General features: G+C 69.8%; 7 protein-coding genes and 1 pseudogene. 1 reads left to right on the top strand and 7 read right to left on the bottom strand.

Annotation, left to right across the window (positions count from 1 at the left end):
• The 6 genes and pseudogenes from FF041_RS35890 to FF041_RS35865 form a co-directional block, all read right to left on the bottom strand.
• Nucleotides 1-858: pseudogene (locus tag FF041_RS35890) on the bottom strand (hypothetical protein); the annotation flags it as partial.
• 142 nt (nucleotides 859-1,000) lie between these two features.
• The gene (locus tag FF041_RS35885) at nucleotides 1,001-1,447 is read right to left on the bottom strand and encodes a hypothetical protein (RefSeq protein WP_153526748.1); all 447 of its coding nucleotides are present in this window, start codon (nucleotides 1,445-1,447) and stop codon (nucleotides 1,001-1,003) included.
• Between the two features lie 37 nt (nucleotides 1,448-1,484).
• On the bottom strand, nucleotides 1,485-2,036 hold the full coding sequence (locus FF041_RS35880; RefSeq protein WP_323393669.1) for a hypothetical protein: 552 nt from the start codon (nucleotides 2,034-2,036) through the stop codon (nucleotides 1,485-1,487).
• A 213-nt stretch (nucleotides 2,037-2,249) separates the two neighbouring features.
• Entirely contained in the window at nucleotides 2,250-2,747 is a 498-nt protein-coding gene (locus FF041_RS35875; protein ID WP_153526746.1) for a hypothetical protein, read from the bottom strand.
• Nucleotides 2,748-2,795: 48 nt separating this feature from the next.
• Nucleotides 2,796-3,044, bottom strand: coding sequence for a hypothetical protein (locus FF041_RS35870; protein WP_153526744.1), 249 nt, complete (start codon nucleotides 3,042-3,044; stop codon nucleotides 2,796-2,798).
• Nucleotides 3,045-3,462: 418 nt separating this feature from the next.
• Nucleotides 3,463-4,524, bottom strand: a complete 1,062-nt coding sequence (locus FF041_RS35865; RefSeq protein ID WP_153526742.1) for a hypothetical protein — start codon at nucleotides 4,522-4,524, stop codon at nucleotides 3,463-3,465.
• 249 nt (nucleotides 4,525-4,773) lie between these two features.
• Here FF041_RS35865 and FF041_RS35860 point away from each other — a divergent pair, with 249 nt between their 5' ends.
• Nucleotides 4,774-4,950 (top strand): hypothetical protein, encoded by a 177-nt coding sequence (locus tag FF041_RS35860; RefSeq protein WP_153526740.1) that lies wholly within the window; start codon nucleotides 4,774-4,776, stop codon nucleotides 4,948-4,950.
• Nucleotides 4,951-5,185: 235 nt separating this feature from the next.
• Here FF041_RS35860 and FF041_RS38475 read toward each other — a convergent pair whose 3' ends face one another.
• A complete protein-coding gene (locus FF041_RS38475; protein ID WP_194292339.1) occupies nucleotides 5,186-5,356 on the bottom strand; it encodes a hypothetical protein in 171 nt (56 codons plus the stop codon).
• Nucleotides 5,357-5,553 lie beyond the last annotated feature (197 nt).

Genomic DNA, 5,553 nt, shown 5'->3' with positions numbered 1-5,553 from the left:
GGGGGTGCGGTCGGCGGGCGAGGCGAGCCAGGCCAGGACATCGGTGATTGGCCGACCGTCGTTCGCCGCCGCCAGGACCAGCGCGGTCAGCGTGTTCGCGGCGGCGGTGGACCAGAAGTCCCCCGCGCTGGATTCGTCCACCGACGCGGCGACGAAGTGCCCGGCCAGCCGGCGGGCCCCGGCCAGATCGTGGGCGTCGGCGAGGATGTCCCACCACATCTCCCGAGGGGCGTGGGCGATCTGCTGCGGATCCAGCGTCCACACGGTGCCGACCTCGGCACGGGCGCCGGCCGTGGCGGTGAACGCGTCGTTGGCGGCCTTGTTGGAGGTCAGCAACACCGGACCGGGGGCCCGAAGGATCGCCGGGATCGCCAGACCGGACGTCTTCCCGGAACGCGGCGCCATGATCGCCAGCAGCACGTCCTCCCACGACGACCGCACCTCCACCCGCCCCGGCTTCAGGGTGCCGAGGAGGACACCCCGGCCGTCCGGCACCACGTCCTTCGGCCGGGCGCCTTTCAGGCTCGGCCGCAGCCCGATCGCCTTCGTCGCGCCCTCCTTCGGCAGCAAGACCGCCAGGTCCCGGGCGGACGCCAGCCCGCTGGTGCCACCGCGCCAGCGCAGCCAGGTCTTCGCGCCGACGAATCCGACGGTGAACAGGGCGAGGGCGGGCAGAACCCGGCACCCGGCGATGAGCGCCGCCTCGGGCAGGCCCGGCCACACCTCCTCGGGACGGAGCAGGGCGGCGGCGGGATCGTACGGGACCCAGGCGCCGGAGCCGATGAGGAGGTTGGCGAGGTTGCCGAACAGCCAGGCCAGGAACCCGGCCCCCATCCCGAGCGCGGCGGCGCCGAGCATCAGATAGAGGAGGAAGTCCGTTCCGGTGGTGGCCGAGGGCGGACGAGAAGAAGACACAGAGCAGTCCAAGACGGAGCAGACGGACGGGCGGCGGGGCGGGGACGGCCCGGGGCTCTGGTGATCACGAACACGACGGACTCCTTCAGCGGCGGTGAGAAGCGGATCGGGCAGCGGTGCTCGGGCGGGCCGCCACGGGCGCGGACGGCTCCGGGACGCCGGAGGCGCGGGTGGCTGCGGCGGGGGAGGTGGCGGTGGCGGCACTGCTCCGGTCGGCCCGGCTGAGGCGGACCTCCGTCAGCACGGCCCGGTACGCCGCCTCGGAGACGAGCGACGGGTCGAGTTCCGCGTCGAACCCGGCGGCGCGCAGGAGCACCGTGGCGCGGGTGGCCCGGCTCTTCTGCTCCTCGGCATCAAGTCCCTCGGGCAGCTCGTGCCACACATACAGCGGCGGTACTGAGTTCTCCGTGAACCCGCACTCTTGCAGGATCCGGTGGGCCCCGGGGGCGCTGGCGTCGGCGATGACCTCGCTACTCAGGGGCTTGCGGTAGATCGCGGCATCGATGCCGGAATCCTCATGACGGAAGGACATTGCATGAACCTTTCGGCAGAAAAGCAGGGGTGGTTGATTACCGGGTCCGGCCCCGGTCCGGGGCGGCGGACGGTGCCGGGGCGGCCGGGGTGGCGGGCGAGGGGGAGACGGTCCGGCCGGCGGCGGGGGCAGCGGTGAGGGAGGGGGACTGGGCACGGGCCGCCTCGTACAGTGCGAGCCCCTGGCCGGTGGTCAGGGTGTGAAGGGTGTCGGGGACGGCCGCCAGCTCGTCCCGCAGGTCACACAGCACCTCGGAAGCTGCCTCCACCTGGTGCCACAGCCGGTAGCCGGGATCGTTCTCGGAGAAGGACCCGATGGCGGCCTGCGCGTGTTCCGAAACCGCGGACAGTACGGAGGCCACCTGGTTCAGCGCCCCGTGGTCGGGATCGAAGAACGCCCGTACCTCGGTGGCGATCTCGTGGGGCTCGTCCACCTCGGCCAGACGGGCGTTCAGAGCGGCCAGGGCCTGGTTCGCGGACTCGGCGACACCGATACGGTCGGTGTCGAGGGTGGGGTCGAGGTCGACCCGGAAGTCGGCGGCGGTGAGCATCCGGGCTGCCTGGGTGGCCCTGCCGGTTCTCGTACTCACGGCCCATGTCCCAGTGCAGCCGGTACTGCCGGGAGACCAGGCCGTGGTCGTCGATGAATCCGGCGTGCCGCAGCATCTCCACGGCCAAGGCGCCGTGCTCGGCCCGCCGGAAGCCGCCGTGGGGGATGGCGGCGACGTTGCCGCCCCGCTCACGGACGATCACCACATGCGGCTGTTCGGGCTCGGACATCACGGAACTCCTCACGGGAGTGGTTAGAAGTGGGGGTTCTCGGTGGGCCGGTCGGTCCCGGTGGCGGCGGCCAGCAGCTCGGGCAGATCGGCCGGGTCGGCCTCCCTCTGATCGATCCACCAACCGGCACGCGTCACAGGCCGCACCCCGTCCTCCAGCTCCGCCCATCCCGCCTCGCTGATGGTGCCCTCAGTGACGAGCGCGGCGTATGCGGCGGTGACGAGCTGATGACGGCACCGCGCACCCCAGGCGACCGCCCTCTCGCCGCCCTCCAGTAGCGGCATCCGGAACGCCACCTCCCACACCCGCGCCGCCTCGGCTTCGGCGGCCCGCTGCCCGGCCAGCCAAGCCGCGGTGGCCTCGGCGTCCTGGGTACGAGTGGCCTCCCAGCAGGCGGTGCAGTCCCGCCCGGCCAGCCACCGGGCATACCCCGCGCGCTGATCAGCCGGACGAGCGGAGAGATCGGCGTCGGCGGTGTGCCCGCAGGCGTGATCAACAGGCCAGACGGTCTTGACGGCCATACACGTGCTCCTCGATACAAGACGAACAGAGAAATGAGGGAAGGCAGGTCACCGGGTCCGGCCGGCAGACGAGGGCACCGCCGACTGGGACCGGAAGGCTGTGCCGACGGACGGTGCCGCCATGAACGGGTGGCGGGGAGAGGCGGCGACAGCGGCACGGGCACGCTCGGTATGGGAGACCGCCGCAACTGCGGACCGCTCCACCACCTTCGCCAGGGCGTTCTCCGTGAGGGTGTCCGCCACCATCCCGAACTCCGGAGGAACCCCGAAGGCCACATCGGGCTCCAACTGCATCACCAGCGCACACTCCTCGGCAGCAACCTCCCCGGCTGGGAGTCCGGTATGGGGAAGCACGATGATCGGGCCAGGGCAGCGATTTGGCGGAGCCGGGGATTTTGGGTTAGAGAACCCGGCCGCCACGCCGGTCCGGGGTGAGCGCGCGAGTGCGACCCCTGCCCGCAGCGCGCGGAAATGCTGCTGTCCGGGCCCGCGAGCGGCTGGGCGGCCTGGGCGATCTCAACCAGGGCAGAAGCGTTCTCGTTCAGGTCTGGGCGTAGTGCCAGCCCTCGGCGTTGCGCTCAGTCAGGGCCCAGGCCCGGACCTCGCCGGTCCGGGAGTGCCCGGGGACCAGGGCATTCTCGACGGCGAGTCACTCGTCGCGGGCACGCTCGCCGCCCGCGAGGGCGTCCCACAGGCCATCACCGTGTAGGGCGGGTCAACTGGCAGCGGGACGGGGCCTGGCCTCGGCCCGAAGCAAGGTGAGTTCCTTGATGCACCTGGCCAGAGCGTCCTCTGCCAGGCCCTGGTCGGTCAGCTGGTAGCGGTATGGCTCGTATTGCTCGCGCATGTACTGGGTGAGGAAGCCGTAGTCCCAGCCGCTGCCGAAAATGCCGCTGGCCTCGCCCTCGGCAGGGTTCCCGAGCCGGGCGTAGCGGATCAGGCCCAGTGCGCGCAGCATGCGGCAGCTGTCCTCCCAGGCGTCTCGCTTGAGGTTGAAGATGGCGGAGCGCTTGTCGCCGTAGAGGTAGACGCCTTTCTCGGCGTGTGCTTTGGGGGCGTACTGGCTGAGCTCGCGCAGGACGAGCCAGGTGGCAATCTCGGAGGGGTTGAGGATCTGGACCCAGCCGTTGAGGAAGAAGTCAGTGGGGATGGTCAAGGTGAGAGTGCGATGCCCGTTCCAGCCCTTGCCTTTGTCGGGGACCGTGTAGACGTGCGGGGTCTGCAGTCCGCCCCGGCCCTCCTCGCTCATGAGGACGAACTCGTTGTAGAGCCGTCGGCTGCCGTTCTTCGCCCGTGGCAGAGTGACAAGGGACCGCTGCGGGTCGAACTCCTCCAGGGTCTTCAGCGCACCTTGGACCTGGCGCAGGCGCACATCCTGCATGGTGCGGCCCTGCTTGGTGTCGGGCATGTAGGTGCCTGTCGTGACGTCGTAGGCACCGTCAACAGCGATCATGTCGGTCCAGGACGGGCGCCCGTCGGCCAGGCCGCGGGTGTTCGACCACGGCGTGCCGACGGCCAGCCTGCACTGCGCCTCAAATACGGCCAACAGGTAGAAGCGCAGCGCGATGCCACGGGGGTTGACCAGCTGGGTCAATGGAGACTGGCCATCCTCCCGGGCGTGCAGGAGGTGGGAGCGCAGCTTGACCTGCTCGAACCCCTTCCCCTTCCACACTGCGCGCAGCGCCTCGCTGGCCTGGGTGACCGAGTCGGTCTTCCGCAACTGTTCCAGGCGGCGTAGCCGCCGTTCGATCGCCTTCAGATTTCCGGCCACCGTCACCCCAACGTTTTGATCCCAACGTTTTGATCCGCAATAAAGATTCTAACTACTATTACATAGATCATCTCCATGCGGATCAAAGCGTTGACAGAGCCTCGCGGAGCCCCCTCGAAATGACGTCATCATAAATCTTGGGCACCCGGAAAGAGGGTGCCGAGCGGTTCGCCGTTCGCCGGACAGGCGAACGGCCCCGGGGGCAACCGGGGCCGCTCAACACGAAGAGCAACAACTCGACAAAAGGAGCCGTACTTGACCAAGCGTACAACTCAAAATCAGGAGCCCGAGCGACTTTCCCAGCGGTGGGTGCTCATCCTTCTCGGGGCGGGGCTGGCTGCGCTGGCAGTTCTCACGCTGGGCGGCGCACCCGTCCTGGTGCTCACCGTGGCCGGAGGCTCGGTGGTGGGCCTGCATCAGATCATCTCGTAGTTAGACGGGCACCCCGGCGGCCTTCGGGCCCTGGGGTGCTCCCTTGCCGGGTGCCCTGGCAGCCTTCAGGATCCGGCTAGGGCAGCCGTCGCCTCGGGGCCTCTCCCTTCCAGGGCCTGCGGCTCGTCGTCGGCCAGCCTTTGGTGACGCACAGGCCGTAGGCGGCGTCCTATTCGGCCACACTTTCCCCCGGTCTTGATGGAGGCTGCGAGGCGGATGAACGGCTCGTTCATGGTCAGCGCTCTCCGTCCCGGCCAGAACGGTGCCGGGTGCGGCGGGCACCGGGCTGGGGGCGGAAGGCGTCGGTGCCGAGATGAACGCGGCTGTGCTCGGTGCTGGCCGTGCAGGCGTTGAGGTAGAGCCGTACGAGTTTGCCGATCACTCGGCGGAGGCGGCGTCGGGACACCAGGGCAACGCTCCTTGTATATGGGGGGAGACGGGGCCACCGGCCCCGCCGGTCGGGTCTGCTTAGGCGGACATCCGGGCGTCGGTGTCGAACAGCTCCCGCTCGGCCGGGTGGAGCAGATGTTGCGTAATGAAGCTCCGGCCCGCGACCTTCCACAACCCGCGCCCCTTGGTGAGCGCCGATACGGCCTGGGTCTC

The organism is Streptomyces jumonjinensis, assembly GCF_009600885.1.
Classification (GTDB): Bacteria; Actinomycetota; Actinomycetes; order Streptomycetales; family Streptomycetaceae; genus Streptomyces; species Streptomyces jumonjinensis.
Note: the sequence above shows the minus strand (reverse complement) of the source record. Positions and strands in the feature narration are given on the sequence as shown.

Coding starts and splice junctions, on each gene's coding strand:
- FF041_RS35885 (WP_153526748.1), bottom strand. CDS start 1,447: ATGTCCTTCCGTCATGAGGATTCCGGCATCGATGCCGCGATCTACCGC.
- FF041_RS35875 (WP_153526746.1), bottom strand. CDS start 2,747: ATGGCCGTCAAGACCGTCTGGCCTGTTGATCACGCCTGCGGGCACACC.